The organism is Flavobacterium sp. FPG59 (assembly GCF_002150205.1).
Classification (GTDB): domain Bacteria; phylum Bacteroidota; class Bacteroidia; order Flavobacteriales; family Flavobacteriaceae; genus Flavobacterium.
In genome coordinates, this window is the sequence record NZ_MTCA01000338.1 from 1 (window position 1) to 1908 (window position 1908).

At 31.2% G+C, this 1908-nt stretch carries 2 protein-coding genes and 1 pseudogene; 2 read left to right on the forward strand and 1 reads right to left on the reverse strand.

Going from position 1 to position 1908, the window contains the following annotated elements; genetic code table 11:
- Together FPG59_RS15715 and FPG59_RS15720 are read left to right on the forward strand one after the other, a co-directional pair.
- On the forward strand, positions 1-247 hold a 247-nt coding region (locus tag FPG59_RS15715), incomplete at its 5' end, for an outer membrane beta-barrel protein (protein ID WP_140344711.1).
- 38 nt (positions 248-285) lie between these two features.
- Positions 286-946, forward strand: a pseudogene (locus FPG59_RS15720) (tRNA1(Val) (adenine(37)-N6)-methyltransferase).
- Between the two features lie 11 nt (positions 947-957).
- On the opposite strand, the gene FPG59_RS15725 reads toward FPG59_RS15720, so the two are convergent.
- Complete coding sequence (locus tag FPG59_RS15725; protein WP_140344712.1) at positions 958-1818, reverse strand: hypothetical protein; 861 nt, start codon at positions 1816-1818, stop codon at positions 958-960.
- Positions 1819-1908: the final 90 nt, after the last annotated feature.

Here is a 1908-nt window from a genome sequence, read left to right on the forward strand (position 1 = left end):
TTTTCAAATACAATCAGAACGTTATTTTTTTGGAAATCTTGATAAAAATAATAACAAATATTATTTTATGGATTTAGAAGCTCGCTACACTGTAAAAGAAAACAAACTAACATTCTCGCTTTCAGGGAACAATCTTTTCAACACTAAAACTTTTCGAAGTTTCAATATAAATGATATCAGTATTTCAAAAACAGAATATCGCTTACAACCCAGATACGGACTTTTAAAAATGGAATATAGGTTTTGAAGTATATGACAATCCTCAATTAAGTTATCAATTGCACTATAAAAATTGGCACCGATGGAGTTCTTCTTGGCGCTTGGGCTCCTATAAGTAATAATCCTTTTAGTATTTTAGATATTGGTGCCGGAACTGGAATCATTGCCTGATGCTTGTACAAAGAAGCAACGCTGAACAAATTGACGCGTTAGAGATTGACGAAGATGCTTAAGAGCAAGCGACCGATAATTTTGAAAACTCTCCATGGAGCGATCGGTTATTTTGTTATCATGCCGGTTTAGACGAATTTGTTGAAGAACCTGAAGACGAGTACGATGTAATTATCTCCAAACCAACATTTTATACAGAAGATTACAAAACGGAAAATGAGCAACGTGATTTGGCCCGTTTTGCTGATGCGATACCTTTTGAAGAATTAATTGAGGCCGCAGATTTATTACTTTCTGAAAACGGAATATTCTCCGTAATCATTCCTTTTAAAGAAGAAGAAAACTTTATTGCTTTGGCCCACGAATATGAATTACATCCTTTTAAATCACTCGTGTCAAAGGAACACCAACCACTGAAATCAAACGTACCTTATTGGCTTTTAGCCGAAAAGAAACAATACATTTTCTAATTGACGAACTAATTATCGAAACCGCAAGACACGTCTACACCCTAGAATATATTGAATTAACTAAGGATTTTTATTTGAAGATGTAGCTTTCTTTTTTTTAATTCGTTTTATTATCGTTTATTATTTTCTGTAATTCTTTTTTAAAATCCTCAAAAGGCTTCCAAAAGGTTCTACTAATTTTTCCTTGTTCGATTTCTTTATTGATTAGAGGAATAAAATGGTTCCATACAAAATTATTTTCTTGGTAAGAACTCCTATGATGCCATAAAAGAATCCATGCCCTTGGTTGCCAGCCATACTTTTTTGTTATTTCAATTAATCTCTTGATATTCGAATCATCCACTCGTTTCATTAACTCGTCATATTTTTCTTCTGCTTTAGGAAATAGGATTTTTTTATAAACTTCCAATTTTACTAAATCTCCTTTTTCTTGAGCTTGAACAAATTGCTGCCTAGCCACCGTCAACTCTTCCTCACTATAATTAGTAAAGTAATCTTCGGCTTTCCTTACTAACTGATCTTTTTCATATAATGCTAAAATTTCTAAAAAAACATCTATATTTTCTTTATGTCTAAAATGTTGTTGCCTGTAATAATTATAATCCTTAAGTATAGCATCAAAAAAAGGCGTCATTTGAATATCTTTAAAGCCATCATACCTGATTAAATAATCGTATTCAGCACCTCCTTTTGTCACACCCTCAATGATTGAATTTTTACATTTTTTTACGTTTCCTAACTTTAAAGCACATTCGGCCATGTTAAAATATGGAGTAGCCGAATCAGGAATCAAAATATTTAAAGCTCTAGAATATTTTTCATACGCATACTGATACTCTTCAAGAATTTTTAGACTATCTGCTTCCAAAATCAACCAGTCAAACTTATCATACTTAGTTTGTGCAGACATGAACAAAGTAGACAATAAAAAAGCCATTAGAGTAAGTATAATTTTCATAAAAATTTTAAATTAAAATAGTAAAACTAAAACTTTATTAGTAAAAGTTTCTAAAAAAACGATGAATAAGCAACGATAGTAATATATTTG